This is a genomic window from uncultured Massilia sp., from assembly GCF_913773735.1.
Classification (GTDB): Bacteria; Pseudomonadota; Gammaproteobacteria; order Burkholderiales; family Burkholderiaceae_D; genus Telluria.
The window spans coordinates 23,050-38,520 of sequence record NZ_CAJYEB010000015.1 but is presented as its reverse complement, the minus strand read 5'-3'; the positions used below and the strand labels follow the sequence as shown (position 1 = coordinate 38,520).

The 15,471-nt window shown below is 68.5% G+C and carries 14 protein-coding genes; 5 read left to right on the top strand and 9 right to left on the bottom strand.

Annotated elements, in window-relative coordinates:
- The first annotated feature begins 5 nt into the window (after positions 1–5).
- Both QZ749_RS06380 and QZ749_RS06375 read left to right on the top strand, forming a co-directional pair.
- A complete protein-coding gene (locus QZ749_RS06380) occupies positions 6–734 on the top strand; it encodes a type III pantothenate kinase (RefSeq protein WP_296944660.1) in 729 nt (242 codons plus the stop codon).
- A gap of 8 nt (positions 735–742) precedes the next feature.
- A complete protein-coding gene (locus QZ749_RS06375; RefSeq protein ID WP_296944657.1) occupies positions 743–1,474 on the top strand; it encodes an SPOR domain-containing protein in 732 nt (243 codons plus the stop codon).
- A gap of 31 nt (positions 1,475–1,505) precedes the next feature.
- Here the strand turns inward: QZ749_RS06375 and QZ749_RS06370 are convergent, their stop codons facing one another.
- The 6 genes from QZ749_RS06370 to QZ749_RS06345 form a co-directional block, all read right to left on the bottom strand.
- Positions 1,506–2,480, bottom strand: coding sequence for a septal ring lytic transglycosylase RlpA family protein (locus QZ749_RS06370; RefSeq protein ID WP_296944740.1), 975 nt, complete (start codon positions 2,478–2,480; stop codon positions 1,506–1,508).
- Between the two features lie 75 nt (positions 2,481–2,555).
- Positions 2,556–3,671, bottom strand: a complete 1,116-nt coding sequence (gene rodA, locus QZ749_RS06365; RefSeq protein ID WP_296944654.1) for a rod shape-determining protein RodA — start codon at positions 3,669–3,671, stop codon at positions 2,556–2,558.
- A gap of 3 nt (positions 3,672–3,674) precedes the next feature.
- Complete coding sequence (mrdA, locus tag QZ749_RS06360) at positions 3,675–5,633, bottom strand: penicillin-binding protein 2 (protein WP_296944651.1); 1,959 nt, start codon at positions 5,631–5,633, stop codon at positions 3,675–3,677.
- 18 nt (positions 5,634–5,651) lie between these two features.
- Positions 5,652–6,173: a rod shape-determining protein MreD gene (gene mreD, locus QZ749_RS06355; RefSeq protein ID WP_296944649.1), complete on the bottom strand. Its 522-nt coding sequence runs from the start codon at positions 6,171–6,173 to the stop codon at positions 5,652–5,654.
- Positions 6,173–7,351, bottom strand: a complete 1,179-nt coding sequence (mreC, locus tag QZ749_RS06350) for a rod shape-determining protein MreC (protein WP_296944647.1) — start codon at positions 7,349–7,351, stop codon at positions 6,173–6,175. The genes mreD and mreC overlap by 1 nt, the downstream gene beginning before the upstream one ends.
- Positions 7,352–7,471: 120 nt before the next feature.
- On the bottom strand, positions 7,472–8,515 hold the full coding sequence (locus QZ749_RS06345) for a rod shape-determining protein (RefSeq protein WP_036235315.1): 1,044 nt from the start codon (positions 8,513–8,515) through the stop codon (positions 7,472–7,474).
- A gap of 390 nt (positions 8,516–8,905) precedes the next feature.
- On the opposite strand from QZ749_RS06345, the gene gatC reads away from it, so the two are divergent.
- The 3 genes from gatC to gatB are packed head-to-tail and all read left to right on the top strand — an operon-like array spanning position 8,906 to position 12,268.
- On the top strand, positions 8,906–9,205 hold the full coding sequence (gatC, locus tag QZ749_RS06340) for an Asp-tRNA(Asn)/Glu-tRNA(Gln) amidotransferase subunit GatC (RefSeq protein ID WP_296944640.1): 300 nt from the start codon (positions 8,906–8,908) through the stop codon (positions 9,203–9,205).
- Positions 9,206–9,227: 22 nt separating this feature from the next.
- Positions 9,228–10,703, top strand: coding sequence for an Asp-tRNA(Asn)/Glu-tRNA(Gln) amidotransferase subunit GatA (gene gatA, locus QZ749_RS06335; protein WP_296944638.1), 1,476 nt, complete (start codon positions 9,228–9,230; stop codon positions 10,701–10,703).
- A gap of 5 nt (positions 10,704–10,708) precedes the next feature.
- A complete protein-coding gene (gene gatB, locus QZ749_RS06330; protein ID WP_296944636.1) occupies positions 10,709–12,268 on the top strand; it encodes an Asp-tRNA(Asn)/Glu-tRNA(Gln) amidotransferase subunit GatB in 1,560 nt (519 codons plus the stop codon).
- A gap of 101 nt (positions 12,269–12,369) precedes the next feature.
- Here gatB and QZ749_RS06325 read toward each other — a convergent pair whose 3' ends face one another.
- The 3 genes from QZ749_RS06325 to QZ749_RS06315 form a co-directional block, all read right to left on the bottom strand.
- On the bottom strand, positions 12,370–12,663 hold the full coding sequence (locus QZ749_RS06325; protein ID WP_296944633.1) for a hypothetical protein: 294 nt from the start codon (positions 12,661–12,663) through the stop codon (positions 12,370–12,372).
- 75 nt (positions 12,664–12,738) lie between these two features.
- Positions 12,739–13,395 (bottom strand): orotate phosphoribosyltransferase, encoded by a 657-nt coding sequence (pyrE, locus tag QZ749_RS06320; RefSeq protein WP_296944630.1) that lies wholly within the window; start codon positions 13,393–13,395, stop codon positions 12,739–12,741.
- 66 nt (positions 13,396–13,461) lie between these two features.
- Entirely contained in the window at positions 13,462–15,447 is a 1,986-nt protein-coding gene (locus QZ749_RS06315) for an ATP-binding protein (RefSeq protein WP_296944628.1), read from the bottom strand.
- Positions 15,448–15,471: the final 24 nt, after the last annotated feature.

Here is a 15,471-nt window from a genome sequence, read left to right as displayed (position 1 = left end):
CCGCCATGCTGCTGCTGGTCGACGCGGGCAATACCCGCATCAAGTGGGCCATCGCGCACGCCGCCGCCGCGCCCGGCGACTGGGCCGCGCACGGCGCCGTGCCGCACGCCGGACTGGAGCGCCTGCGCGCCGCCTGGGCGGCGCAGGGCATCGCGCGCGCCATCGTCTCGAACGTGGCCGGCCCGGCGATGGCGGCGCAGCTGGAAGCCGTGCTGCCGGTGGCGCCCACGTGGTTCGCGGCGCGCGCCGAACTGGCGGGCCTGCGCAACCGCTACCGCAATCCCGCCCAGCTCGGCAGCGACCGCTTCGCGGCGGCGCTCGGCGCGCGCACGCTGGCGCCCGGCAAGGCGCTCGTCGTCGCGACCTGCGGCACCGCCACGACCGTCGATGCCGTCAGTGCCGGCGGCGACTTCCTGGGCGGGATGATCCTGCCCGGCCTGGGCCTGATGCTCGGCGCGCTGGCGCGCGGCACGGCCCAGCTGCCGCAGGTGGCGCCGGGCGCCCTGCCGCCGACCTTCGCCGACCACACCAGCGATGCGATCCTGTCTGGCTGCCTGTCGGCCCAGGCCGGCGCCATCGAGCGCGCCTGCGCGGCGCTGCCGGCCGAACTGTGCATCGTCTCCGGCGGCGCCGCCGCCAGCGTGGCGCCGCTGCTGACGGTGGCGCACCGGATGCTGGATAATATCGTGCTGGTCGGCCTGCACGCGGCCGTCCCCGCCCTCGCCACCGATTGAGGAACGCCTTGCTACGATTCGCCTTCTGGTCCCTCCTGATCCTGAACGCCCTCCTGTTCGCCTACGGCCAGGGCTACCTCGGCGCGGCCCGCGGCAACGAGCACGAGCCGGCGCGCCTGAAGCGCCAGTTCAACACGGCCAAGATGACGCTGCTGACCGGGGAACAGGCGCAAGCCGCCGCCCGCGCCGCGCCGGCGCCATCCGGCCCGGCGCAGGATGCGCCCGCGGCACCGGCGACGCCTGCCCCGGCGCCAGCGCCGGCCGCCGCCGCGGCGCCGGCCTTCGCCTGCACCGAGATCGGTCCGTTCGACGCGAGCGACGCGCGCCGCTTCGAGACGCGCCTGGCCGCGCTCGACCTGGGCGAGCGCGTGGCGCGCGAGAACGTGCAGGCGCAGGACGTCACGAGCTGGCTCGTCAACATCCCGCCCCAGGGCGGCAAGGAAGGCGCCGAACGCAAGTCGAACGAACTGCGCCAGCTGGGCGTGACCAATTTCTACGTGCTGCAGGGCGACTCGCCGCTGAAGTACGCGATCTCGCTGGGCGTCTTCAAGACCGAGGCCGGCGCCCAGGCCATGCTGGCCCAGCTGAACAAGCAGGGCGTGCGCAGCGCCCGCATCACCCCGCGCGGCCCGCAGACCACGCACTACGTCTTCAGGCTGCGCGCCCTCGACGCTCCCACGCGCAAGCGCGTGGCCGGCTACGCCGAACGCTACGACGTCGACGTCAGGGACTGCTCCTGACGGCCGCGCCGCGCACTGGCGGCACGGGCGCTCAGCGCCGCACGACGATGGGCTTGAGACCGAGCGAGGACGGCAGGGCGCGCGCCGCTTCCTGCGCCATCGCGCGGGTCGGGTACGGGCCGCAGTACAGGCGGTTCAGGTTGCCCGAGCGGACCACTTCCAGTGCCCCCTCGACGCCGGACTGCTTGAGCAGCGCGCTCATTTCCTCGGCCTTGCCGTCGCGGCCGAAGGCCCCGAGCTGCAGGTAGAAACCGCTGGCGGCAGCCGCTACGGCCTGCGGCTGCGGCTGCGGGCGGGCGACGGCCGCGCTGTCCATCTGCATGCGGTCCTCGAGCATGAGGGCGGCGATGTCCGGCGGCGGCAGCGCCTGGGCCTCGGACGCGGCCGCGCGCCGCACGGCCGCGATGCGGGTGCCGTCGTCCGGGAACAGGCGGTCGACCTGGACCTGGTGGCTGCCCTTGCCGAGCAGGCCGAGCTTGAGCGCCGCCGTGTACGAGACGTCGATCAGGCGGTCGGCGTGGAACGGCCCGCGGTCGTTGATGCGCACGACGACGGACTGGCCCGTCTCGATGCTGGTGATGCGCGCGTACGAGGGGATCGGCAGCGTCGGATGCGCCGCCGTCATCTTGTACATGTCGTAGGGTTCGCCGGACGAGGTGCGCTGGCCGTGGAACTTGACCCCGTACCAGCTGGCGACGCCGCGCTGGCTGTACGGCTCGTCGTTCAGCAGCGGCGTGTAGGTGGTGCCGAACACCGTGTAGGGACGGTTGGCGAACTTGGCGTAGGGTTCGTACTTGACGACGGCGTCGGGCAGGTCGCGCAGGCCGGGCGGGGGATTCGCGCCGGGACCGTCGTCCTGGTAGTAGCCGCCGCGTCCGGAACCGGCCGCGGGGAGCTTGGGCAGGTCGTTCGGGCCGCCGTGGTTGGCGGTGACCTTGTGCTTCCAGGGGAGCGGGATGAGGCTCTTGTGTTCGCCGGTTTCCGTGGTCGTGCAGCCGGTGATCATTGCCAATGACGCAATGACCGCGGGAAGCAACCTCGGAACGGCCATTGCGTTCTTTTTCATATCAGGTTGTCATCTTCAGGTCTGCACCAGCTTGCGGTGCCGTTGAATGCTCATCAATATACCACTGCCGAGACCCAATGTAATCAGCGCCGTTCCGCCATAGCTCATGAACGGAAGGGGAACGCCGACCACCGGCAGGATGCCGCTGACCATCCCCATGTTGACGAAGGCGTACATGAAAAACATCATCGACAGCGCGCCGGCGAGCAGGCGCGTGAACAGGTTCGGGGCGTTCGCGGCGATCATCAGCCCGCGTCCGATCAGCAGCAGGTAGAGGAACAGCAGCACCAGGTTGCCGACCAGGCCGAACTCCTCCGAGTACACCGAAAAGATGAAGTCGGTGGTGCGCTCCGGGATGAATTCCAGGTAGGCCTGCGTGCCCTTCATGTAGCCCTTGCCGGAGACGCCGCCGGAGCCGATCGCGATCACCGACTGGATGATGTGGAAGCCCTTGCCGAGCGGATCGGAGGTCGGGTCGATCAGCGTCATCACGCGCTCGCGCTGGTAGTCGTGCAGCATCGACCAGGCCACCGGCAGGCTCGCCGCGCCGCCCATGGCCAGCACCGCCAGCGCCTTCCACGACAGGCCGGCCAGGAAGATCACGAAGAAGCCGGAGCCGCCCACCAGCAGCGCGGTGCCGAGGTCGGGCTGCTTGGCGATCAGCGTGAACGGGATCAGCAGCAGCACCGCCCCGACGACGAAGGAATGCCATTTCACCAGCCCGGCGCGGGTCTGGAAGTACCAGGCCAGCATCAGCGGCGTGGCGATCTTCATGATCTCGGACGGCTGGATGTCGACGCCCACGTGCAGCCAGCGCCGCGCGCCCTTCTTGATGATGCCGAACAGGGCCACCGCGACCAGCAGGGTGACGCCGAAGGTGTAGATCGGCACCGCGAGCCGCAACAGCATCTGCGGCGGGATGTTGGCGGCCACCCACATCACGATGAAGGACAGCAGGATGTTGCGCATCTGCCCTTCCATGCGGCCCGGGAAGTCGTGGCCGGCCGAGCTCATGGTCAGGGTGCCCGCCGAGAACAGCAGGAACAGGATCATCGCCAGCGGCCCGTCGAACACGACGAGATACGGCTTGATGCGGCGCCACAGCGAGCGCCGTTCGGGAATGTGTGCCATCGCTTACTCCACGTTGCCGGCCGCCCCTGGCGCCGCCGCCGCCGCCGCATCGGGTGCGGGTGCGGGCGCGGGAGCGGCCGGCCTGGCCTTGTCGCCCGGGCGTTTGCCGAGCAGGTAATAGTCGAGCGCCTTGCGCGCGATCGGCGCCGCGTAGGTCGAACCGAAACCGGCGTTCTCGACCACCATCGCGATCGCGATGCGCGGCTTGTCGGCCGGGGCGAACGCGGTGAACAGCGCATTGTCGCGCAGCCGTTCCGGCGTCATGTTGTGGTTGTACTTGGCGCCCTTCAGGCCCACCACCTGCGCGGTGCCGGTCTTGCCGCCGGCGACGTAGCCGGCGTTGCGGAACGGGATGAAGCCGGTGCCGCTCTGGTCGTTGATCACGCCGACCATGGCGCGCTTGATGACGTCGATGTTTTCCTGCTTGAGCGGGATGCGGCCCGATTCCTTCGGCACCGTCAGGCTGCGCTGGCGGGTGCCGCCGTCCTCGACCATCTTGACCAGGTGCGGCTTCATCAGCACGCCATTGTTGGCCAGCGTCGCCACCGCGTGCGCCAGTTGCAGCATCGTGTAGTTGTTGAAGCCCTGGCCGATCGATACCGAGATCGTGTCGCCGCCGACCCACTTCTGCGCCGCGCGGTTGCGCTTGAAGCGCTCGCGCTTCCATTCCTGCGAAGGCAGCACGCCGCTCTTCTCGTGCTCGAGGTCGATCCCGGTGGGCTGGCCGAAGCCGAACTGCTTCATGAAGCCGCTGATGGCGTCGATCCCCATGTCGTTGCCGAGCTGGTAGTAATAGGTGTCGCAGGACATCACGATCGAACGGTACATGTCGACGTAGCCGTGGCCGCCCGGCTTGTCGTCGTTGAAACGGTGCCCGCCCAGCATGAAGAAGCCGGCGTCGCTGATGCCCTGCTCCGGGCGGCGCTTGCCCAGCTCCAGCGCGGCCAGCGCCATGAACGGCTTGAAGGTCGAGCCGGGCGGATAGGTGCCGGACAGCGGGCGGTTCATCAGCGGCCGGTCGAGCGAGGTATTCAGCTCGTTCCAGCTCTGGGTGTCGATGCCGTCGACGAACAGGTTGGGGTCGAAGCCGGGACGCGACACGTAGGCCAGCACGTCGCCGGTCTCGGGCTCGATCGCGACCAGGGCGCCGCGGAAGTCGCCGAACGCTTCCTCGACCACCTTCTGCAGCTCGATGTCGATCGACAGGATCAGGTTGCTGCCCGGGACCGGGGCGCGGCGCGACAGCGTGCGGATCGCGCGCCCGCCCGCCGAGCGCTCGACTTCCTCGTAGCCGGTCTGGCCGTGCAGCTGGCGCTCGTAGCTCTTTTCCAGGCCTTCCTTGCCGATGTGGTCGGTGCCGTTGTAGTTGGCGGCCACCGTCGTGTCCTCGTCGTCCTCGATGGCCTTGGCCTCGCGCTGGTTGATGCGGCCGATGTAGCCGATCACGTGCGAGGCCACTTCGCCCAGCGGGTACTGGCGGAACAGGCGCGCCTGCACCTCGACGCCGGGGAAGCGGAAGCGCTGCGCCGTGAAGCGCGCGACTTCGTCGTCGGTCAGGCGGTTGCGGATCGGGATGCTGGCGAAGTTCTTCGACTCTTCCATCAGGCGCTTGAAGCGCTTCCGGTCCTTCGGCTCGATGGCGACCAGCTTGGCCAGTTCGTCGATCACGGAATCGAGGTTGGCCTCCAGCTTGGACGGTGTGATCTCGAGCGTGTAGGCCGAATAGTTGCTGGCCAGGACCACGCCGTTGCGGTCGACGATCAGGCCGCGGTTGGGGACGATCGGCACCAGCGCGATGCGGTTGTCCTCGGCCTGGGACATGTACTGCTCGTGCTTGATCACCTGCAGCCACACCCAGCGCGCGACGAGCAGGCCGAAGCAGACGAAGATGAAGAGCATCAGCGCCGTCAGGCGCATGCGGAACCGGTGGATCTCGCGGTCGCTGTCGTTAAGCTCGGTCATTCAGGCAAAGAGGTTCGGTCAGATCGGACGCGTATGGTCCTTGTCGACGGCGCGGCGCTGTGGCGCCAGCAGCAGCCAGGTGATGAGCGGCCACAGGGCCACCGCGATCACGCTTTCGATGAAATACAGCCAGCCCGGGAAGCGGCCGGTCACGAAGAAACGCACCAGCACCTGGATCGACTGGGTCAGCAGCAGCAGCGGGAACACGTGCATCGCCTGGGTCAAGAGCGGGAACCACAGCACGCGCCGGTGGATCATGATCGCCAGGTAGGACAGCAGCGTGTAGGCCAGCGCGTTCTCGCCCAGCAGCGTGGCGTCGTGCACGTCCATCAGCAGGCCCATGCAGAACGCGATGCCGATGCCGACCTTGCGCGGCTGGTGGATGCCCCAGAACACCAGCACCAGCGCGACGAAGTCCGGCGCGCCGACCCAGCGGCCCCAGGGCAGCAGGTTGAGCATGAAGGCGCAGACCAGGCTGAAGGCGATGAACAGCGGGCTGACCGGCAGCAGGATGTAATGCGGTCGGGTCGACGAGGCCATCAGCCGCCCTCCTTCGGGGTCGCGGTCTGGCGCGCCGGCGCCGGGGTGCGCGCGGCCGGGCCGGTCGCCGCGGGAACGCCGGCGGCGGGTGCGGCGGCGGCGGGTGCGGCAGGTGCGGTGGCGGGCCGCCCGCCCGCCGGGGGCGTCGTGCCGGTCGCCGCCGGGGCGGCGCCCGCGGCCGGCGCGCCGGAAGGCGCCGCCTGGCCGGCGGCGGCGGGCGCATTCGCCGGCGGCAGAGGCTGCGGCTGCAGCGGCGGGGCCGGGACCGGCTCCATCTTCGGCAGGTTGCGGCGCGACGCCGCGCTGCCGTTCGTCTTGTGGGCGTCTTCGGGGCGCGGCACGGCCGGCTGGTCGGACATCACGATCAGGAGCTGGCGGTGGCGGTCGATGCCGGCCAGCGGCTGGCAGATCACGCGGCCGAAGGCGCCCTGGGCCACGTTCTCGACCTGGATCACCTTGGCGACGGCCAGGCCGGCCGGGTACATGCCGTCCAGGCCCGAGGTGACCAGCACGTCGCCGACCTGGATGTCGGCGTTGGGCGCCACGAAGCGCAGGTCGAGCAGGCCGGAGTGGCCGCGGCCGTAGGCGACGCTGCGCAGGCCGCTGCGCAGCACCTGCACGGGAATCGCCTGCTCCTTGTCGGTCAGCAGCGTGACTTCGGAGGTGAACGGGAACACGCGCGTGACCTGGCCGACCACGCCGGCATTGTCGATCACGGGCAGGCCGAGCTTGACGCCGTTGCGCGCGCCGCGGTCGAGCACCACGCGGCGCGTCGACGGGTCGCGCGCGTCGTACAGGATCTCGCTCATCATCGAGTGCACCGGCAGGTGCTCGCGCGCGTCCATCAGCTTGCGCAGCTGGGCGTTCTCGGCCATCTGGAGCTGGGCCTGCTGCATGGCCTGGGCCAGCGCCACCTGCTGGCTCTTGAGCTCATGCACTTCCTTCTGCAGCGCGGAGATCGAGGAAAAATAGTCGCCCATGCCGGCCAGCGCGTCGCGCGGGGCCAGGGCGGCCATCTGGAGCGGGTACAGCACCGTGGCCGCCACCTGGCGGACGGCGGCGAGCGTGTGGAAGCGCGCGTCGACCACGAGCAGTGCAATCGAGATCAGAGCGAACACCGTCACCTTGACCCTTGCGGGGGCGCCTTGCTTGAACAGCGGCGGAGGACTGTATTCCATGACTTCCAATAATGCGGGCGCGCCGCGCCAACGTCAATGACGGCGCCGTGCGCCAAAGTCGAAACGCGGGCAGGCATGCGGGATCGCCGCACACGCTGCCCGCGCCATGTACCCGCGCGATTACTCGTACGAGAAGATCGAGCCGAGCTTGTCCATGCGTTCCAGCGCCATGCCCGAGCCGCGCACCACGCAGGTCAGCGGGTCTTCGGCCACCAGCACCGGCAGGCCGGTTTCTTCCATCAGCAGGCGGTCCAGGTCGCGCAGCAGCGCGCCGCCGCCGGTCAGCATCATGCCCTTCTCGGCGATGTCGGCGCCCAGTTCCGGCGGGGTCTGTTCCAGCGCGTTCTTGACGGCCGAGACGATGTTGTTGAGCGGGTCGGTCAGGGCTTCCAGGATCTCGTTGCTCGAGATGGTGAAGGAGCGCGGGATGCCTTCCGACAGGTTGCGGCCCTTGACTTCCATTTCCTTGACTTCGGAACCCGGGAAGGCCGAGCCGATGGCCTTCTTGATCGCCTCGGCGGTCTGTTCGCCGATCAGCATGCCGTAGTTGCGGCGGATGTAGTTGACGATGGCTTCGTCGAACTTGTCGCCACCCACGCGCACCGAACCCTTGTAGACCATGCCGCCCAGCGAGATGATGCCCACCTCGGTGGTGCCGCCGCCGATGTCGACGACCATCGAGCCGGTCGCCTCGGCCACCGGCAGGCCGGCGCCGATCGCGGCGGCCATCGGCTCCTCGATCAGGTAGACCTGCGAGGCGCCGGCGCCCAGCGCCGATTCGCGGATCGCGCGGCGCTCGACCTGGGTCGAGCCGCAGGGCACGCAGATGATGATGCGCGGCGACGGACGGAAGAATTTCGAGTCGTGCACCATGCGGATGAACTGCTTGAGCATCTGCTCGGTGACGGTGAAGTCGGCGATCACGCCATCCTTCATCGGGCGGATCGCCTCGATGTTGCCGGGGACCTTGCCGAGCATCTGCTTGGCTTCCTTGCCGACCGCCTGGATCGTCTTCTTGCCGTTCGGGCCGCCCTCCTGGCGGATCGCGACGACCGACGGCTCGTCCAGCACGATGCCCAGGCCGCGCACGTAGATCAGCGTGTTGGCGGTGCCCAGGTCGATGGCCAGGTCATTCGAAAAATAGCTGCGTAAAAAACCAAACATGTGTGTCCTGATGCGCAACGCGGTGCGCCTAAAAAGGGACTCCGGAGTGGGTGACCGGAGTCCGCGACATTGATCGGGAATCCTTGCCGCGATCGCAGCTGGGCGTCGCGGGCTTGTTGTCGCGTGGCGGTTGGCCGATGGCCCCCCCGACGAAACAGCTGCCGCACGAGGCGGCCGGTCGAGGCTCCTTTCGGCGCCGAGAACGCATTAGCCCGCCATTCTACCTTATAATTTGTCGATTAAACGCTGAAAAACGGGTGGATTCGCCCCCAAATCGGCAGGCGAGATCGACGGCATTACCAAGCTTTTATCGGCTTTAGCGCGCCGTTATCCAAATTTCATTATCTGCATATTCATCTTTCGAACGCGGCCCCGGCCGCGCCATTTGCCATGTCCCTGACACTTTCAGACGTAAAACGGATTGCCAACCTGGCCCAGCTCGATATGGACGAGGCTCACGCCGAAATCGCCCTGAACGAGCTGAACGGGATCTTTGCCCTGGCCGAGCAGATGCAGGCCGTGGACACCAGCGGCGTTGCGCCGCTGTCGCAACCGTTGTCCGCCATCATGGCGCAGCCGCTGCGCCTGCGCGACGACGTGGTCACCGAGGAAAACCGCCGCGAGGATTACCAGGCCCCGGCGCCGAAAGCCCAGGACGGCCTGTACCTGGTGCCCAAAGTTATCGAATAACCAGCAGGGAACGTCGTCAATCATGCATAACAAGACCATCAAGGAGCTGTCCACGCTCCTGCACGCGAAACAAGTCTCGGCGACCGAGCTGACCCGGCACTACCTCGACCGCATCGCGGCCAGCGGCCACAACGCCTTCCTGGACGTGAACGAGGAACTGTCGCTGGCCCAGGCCAGGGCGGCCGACGAGCGCCTGGCCGCCGGCCTGGCCGGCCCGCTGACCGGCATCCCGATCGCGCACAAGGACATCTTCGTCACCCGCGGCTGGCGCTCGACGGCGGCCTCGAAGATGCTGGGCAACTACGTCAGCCCGTTCGACGCCACCGTGGTCGGCAAGTTCGCCGACGCCGGCATGGTCACGCTGGGCAAGCTGAACTGCGACGAGTTCGCCATGGGTTCCTCGAACGAGAACTCGGCCTTCGGCGCCGTCAGGAATCCCTGGGACGCGCTGGCCGTGCCGGGCGGCTCCTCGGGCGGCTCGGCCGCCGCGGTCGCCGCGCGCCTGGCGCCGGCCGCGACCGGCACCGATACCGGCGGCTCGATCCGCCAGCCGGCCGCGTTCTGCGGCATCACCGGCATCAAGCCGACCTACGGCCGCGTGTCGCGCTTCGGCATGATCGCGTTCGCCTCCTCGCTCGACCAGGGCGGCCCGATGGCGCGCACCGCCGAGGATTGCGCGCTGCTGCTGAACGAGATGGCCGGCTTCGACGAGCGCGACTCGACCAGCCTCACCGTCGAGCAGGGCAACGTGCGCGAGGATTTCGCGCGCGACCTGCACCAACCGCTGACCGGCCTGCGCATCGGCGTGCCCAAGGAATACTTCGGCGAAGGCCTGGCGGCCGACGTCGAACAGGCCGTGCGCGCCGCGCTCGACGAATTCGTCAAGCTGGGCGCGACCCTGGTCGAGATCTCGCTGCCGAAGACGGCGCTGTCGATCCCGGTGTACTACATCATCGCCCCGGCCGAGGCCTCGTCCAACCTGTCGCGCTTCGACGGCGTGCGCTACGGCTACCGCGCGCCGGAGTACACCGACCTGCAGGACATGTACAAGAAGACGCGCGCCCAGGGCTTCGGCAAGGAAGTCCAGCGCCGCATCATGGTCGGCACCTACGTGCTGTGCCACGGCTACTACGACGCCTACTACGTGCAGGCGCAGAAGATCCGCCGCCTGATCGCCGACGACTTCCAGGCCGCCTTCAGGGACAAGTGCGACGTGATCATGGGCCCGGTGGCCCCGACCGTCGCCTGGGACCTGGGCGCCAAGGCCGACGACCCGGTGGCCAACTACCTGGCCGACATCTTCACGCTGTCGACCAGCCTGGCCGGCCTGCCCGGCATGTCGATCCCGGTCGGCTTCGGCCAGGGGGAGAAGAACGCCAAGCGCCCGGTTGGCCTGCAAATCATCGGCAACTACTTTGCCGAAGCGAAGCTGCTGAACATCGCGCACCAGTACCAGCAGGTCACGGACTGGCACCAACGCGCGCCCGACGGTGTCTAGAGGACATGGTGGGCTCGGGGAGCCCACCCTACGCTACTTTCACCGTCCGTAGGGCGGGCACCCCGTGCCCGCCATGCCGGCAGAGACAAACAAGAGAGAACACTATGCAATGGGAAGTCGTCATCGGTCTTGAGAACCACGTCCAGCTCACGACCAACTCGAAAATCTTCAGCGGCAGCTCGATCCGCTTCGGCGCCGAGCCGAACACCCAGGCCAGCCCGGTCGACCTGGCGCTGCCGGGCGTGCTGCCCGTGATGAACCGCGGCGCCGTCGAGCGCGCGATCCGCTTCGGCCTGGCGGTCGGCGCGAAGATCGCGCCGCAGTCGGTGTTCGCGCGCAAGAACTACTTTTATCCGGACCTGCCGAAGGGCTACCAGATCAGCCAGTTCGAGGACCCGGTGGTCCAGGGCGGCACCCTGACCTTCGCGTTCGAGAAGGACGGCAAGCTGCAGACGAAGACGGTCAACCTGACCCGCGCCCACCTCGAGGAGGACGCGGGCAAGTCGCTGCACGAGGACTATGCCGGCATGAGCGGCATCGACCTGAACCGCGCCGGCACGCCGCTGCTGGAAATCGTCTCCGAACCGGAGATGCGCAGCGCCGCCGAGGCCGTGGCCTATGCCAAGGCCCTGCATGCGCTGGTGATGTGGCTGGGCGTCTGCGACGGCAACATGCAGGAAGGCTCGTTCCGCTGCGACGTCAACGTCTCGGTGCGCCCGCTCGGCCAGCAGGAATTCGGCACGCGCTGCGAGATCAAGAACCTGAACTCGTTCCGCTTCATGGAAGAGGCGATCCACTACGAGGTGCGGCGCCAGATCGAGCTGATCGAGGACGGCGGCAAGGTGCAGCAGGCCACCCGCCTGTGGGACCCGGACAAGAAGGAAACCCGCGCCATGCGCAGCAAGGAAGACGCGCAGGACTACCGCTACTTCCCCGACCCGGACCTGCCTCCCTTGACCATCTCCGAGGACTGGATCGAGCGCGTCAGGGCCGGCATGCCGGAGCTGCCGGCCGCGATGCGCGCGCGCTTCACCGGCGACTACGGCCTGCCGGAATACGACGCGCTGATCCTGACCTCGTCGCAGGCGATGGCGACCTACTACGAAGCCGTGGTGGCCAAGGCCGGCAAGGACAACGCCAAGGCGGCCGCCAACTGGATGATGGGCGAAGTGTCGTCGGCGCTGAACCGCGCCGGCGTCGACATCGCCGAGTCGCCGGTGGAAGCCTCGCAACTGGCGCTGCTGCTCAAGCGCATCGCCGACGGCACCATCAACAACAAGGCCGCCAAGGAAGTGTTCGCGGCAATGTGGGAAGCGAAGTCGGAAGACGAGCACCTGGCCGACGTCATCATCGAGCAGAAGGACCTGAAGCAGACCTCCGACGTCGGCGCGCTGGAAGCGATCGTCGACGAGGTGCTGGCCGCCAATGCCAAGTCGGTCGAGCAGTACCGCGCCGGCAAGGAAGCCGCGATCAACGCCCTCATCGGCCAGACCATGAAGGCCTCGAAGGGCAAGGCCAATCCGGCCCAGGTGACCGAGCTGCTGAAGAAGAAGCTGGCGGGTTGAGCCGTCAGCGCTTCAACGAGAACCGGAGCTTGCTCCGGTTTTTTTTCGTCGAGAATGCACGCATGAATGATTTCGGACCGTCAGAAACATTCACCATCACATCAGCCTGCATTGCAAGATTTCGGATTTTCAGAAATTTGGGCACCATGCATCAACACCACCAGCGTATTTCGGAATTTCAGAAATCTTATCGATAATGCGCGCATTGCCGACCGCGACATGCCGTTCACGGTCTGGGACGGCAAGGTCCGCATGTCGGTCGCGGGCGTACAGGGCATGCGGCGGCCGCCGAGCTGTCGCGTTCGACGACGTATGCGGCCGACGAGCGCGACTTCGTCATGCGCCTCGCCGGCTTCCTCGGCGATCGATGCGCTCGCCTGGCGGCGCTCGCGCACGAAGCGGCAAACGTTCCGGCCGGCCTGCGCTGAGGCCGGCTGGAGGTCCCGGATCGAACCAGACCTCCCGGCCGCTCAGGCCACGCCGTACTGCGCGCGGTACGCCGCCACCGCATCCTTGTACTGCGCCAGCGCCGGATCGGCCGACAGGTAGGCGAACAGGTCGGCCAGGTTGGCGATCGAGATCACCGGGATGCCGTAGGTCTGGCTGACTTCCTGCACGGCCGACAGCGGCGACAGCACGCCGTCCTTGCCGCCGCGCTCCATGCGGTCCAGCGCGATCAGCACGGCGGCCGGTTCGGCGCCGGCGGCGCGGATCATCGCGACCGACTCGCGCACCGAGGTGCCGGCCGAGATCACGTCGTCGATGATGACGACCTTGCCGGCCAGCCTGGCGCCGACGATGGTGCCGCCTTCGCCGTGGTCCTTGGCTTCCTTGCGGTTGTAGGCGAACGAGGTGTCGCGGCCCTTGGCGGCCAGCGCCACGGCGGTGCTTGATGCCAGCGTGATGCCCTTGTAGGCGGGGCCGAACAGCATGTCGAACGCGATGCCGGAATCGAGCAGGGTCTGGGCGTAGAACTGCGCCAGCTTGCCGAGCGTGGCGCCGTCGTGGAACAGGCCGGCGTTGAAGAAATACGGCGACTGGCGCCCCGCCTTGGTGGTGAACTGGCCGAACTTCAGGACTTCGGCTTGGACTGAGAACGCAATGAACTGCTGGCGCAGGTTTTCCACGAATGACCCCTGGTGACGATAAAACCGGTATTGTAATCCGCCGCGAATCGCCTGCGCAGCGGCCGGTCAGGCGCCGGCCGCCAGGCGCACCACGAGGTCGGGGTTGACCGGCTTGACCAGGTGCCGCTCGAAGCCGGCCTGCTCGCTGCGCGCCTTGTCGGCCTGCTGGCCGTAGCCGGTCAGCGCCACCATGCGGCAGCGGTGGCCCGGCAGCAGCGCGCGCAGGCGCCGCGCCAGTTCGTAGCCGTCGAGCACCGGCAGGCCGATGTCGAGCACGGCCAGGTCGGGCCGGAACGCGGCCGCCGCCGCCAGCGCCGCGATCGGCTCGTGGAACACGCGCACCTCGTGGCCGTGGGCCGCCAGCAGGCGCGCCAGCGTCTCGGCGCCGTCGATGTTGTCGTCCACGAGCATGACGCGGCACACCGCCATCGCCGCCGCCGGCAAGGGCGGAGCGGCGGGCGCCGCGCCGCAGCCGGGCGTGGCCAGCGGCAGCGTGACGACGAATTCGCTGCCCCTGCCCTTGCCCTCGCTGCGCGCCTCCACCTGCCCGCCATGCAGCTCGACGATGTTCTTGACCAGCGCCAGGCCGATCCCGAGCCCGCCCTCGGCGCGGTCGATGCTGCGCTTGCCCTGGAAGAACAGGTCGAACACCTGGGCGCGCAGTTCCGGCGCCATGCCGATGCCGTCGTCGGCCACCGCGATGCGCAGCGCCTGCGCGTCCGCCCGGCAGGCGCGCAGCACCACGTGGCCGCCCGGCTCGGTATAGCGCGCCGCATTGGTCAGCAGGTTCGACACCACCTGCGCCAGGCGCACCGGGTCGCCTTCCCAGACGATGCCCGGCTCGATGTCGACGTCGAGGCGGTGGCGGCGCTGTTCCAGCAGCAGGCTCGCCATCTCCACCGCCTTTGCCAAGGGCTGTGCGATGTCGACGGATTCGAGCTTCAGGTCGATCTTGCCGCGCGTGACGCGCGAGACGTCCATCAGGTCGTCGACCAGGCGCACCAGGTGCTCGACCTGGCGCTCGATGATCCCGCGCTCGCGCAGCGCGACGCCGTCGCCGCGCATGCGCATCAATTGCAGCGAGGTGACGATCGGCGACAGCGGATTGCGCAGCTCGTGGCCCAGCATGGCCAGGAACTCGTCCTTGGCGCGGCTGGCGGCGGTGAGCTCGGCCAGCAGTTCGGCGCGCTCGGCGTGGGCGCGCTCGATCTGCTGGCGGCCGCGCACGTGCTCGGTGACGTCGACGGCGACCACGATCAGGCCGCGCTCGCCGTCCTCCTGCACCAGCGGCTCGACCGAGAACTTCAGGAAGCGCTCGCACGGCGCGCCGTGCGCGTCGCGCAGCACCATGCGCATCTCCTCGGCCTGCGCCATCTCGCCGCTGCGCCGGACCTGCTCGAGCAGGTGCAGCGATTCGCTGTCGCGCAGCTCCGGGAACACGTCCAGGAACGTGCGGCCCTCGATGCCGGCGCGCCCGAGCAGTTCGCAATAGCGGCGGTTGGCCAGGCGGAAGGTGAAGTCCGGGCCGGCCAGCAGGGCCGCCGCCACCGGCGCGTCGAGCAGGATGCGGTCGCGCTGGGCCAGCGCCGCGTCGCGCTCGCGCCGCTCGGTGGCGTCGCGCGTGAAGCAGCGCGTGTAGCGCAGCCGGCCGTCCTCGAAATAGCCGTTCGAATGGATCAGCACGTGCTTGACCGAGCCGTCCTTGCAGCGCAGGCGCGCCGGATAGTCGTACAGCGTCTCGCCGGCCAGCAGGCGCGCCAGGATGTCCCCGATGACGGGCGCGTCGACGTGGAATTCGGCGATGTGGCGGCCGACGTACTCTTCCCAGCCGTAGCCGAGCATCTGCAGCTCCGCCTTGTTGGCCCACAGGATGGTCCCGTCGGCGCCGACCCGGTGCAGGCCCTCGGCGGCGTTTTCGACGAAATCGGTGAATTCGCGTTCGCTCTGGCGCAGCGCGGCCTCGGCCTCGCGCCGCCGCGCCGCCTCGGCCTGCAACGCCAGCACCTGGCGCTCCAGGTCGTCGACGCGCTGGGGATTCGGATGGATGGGCACGGGGCACTCCTTGTGCGTGGATGA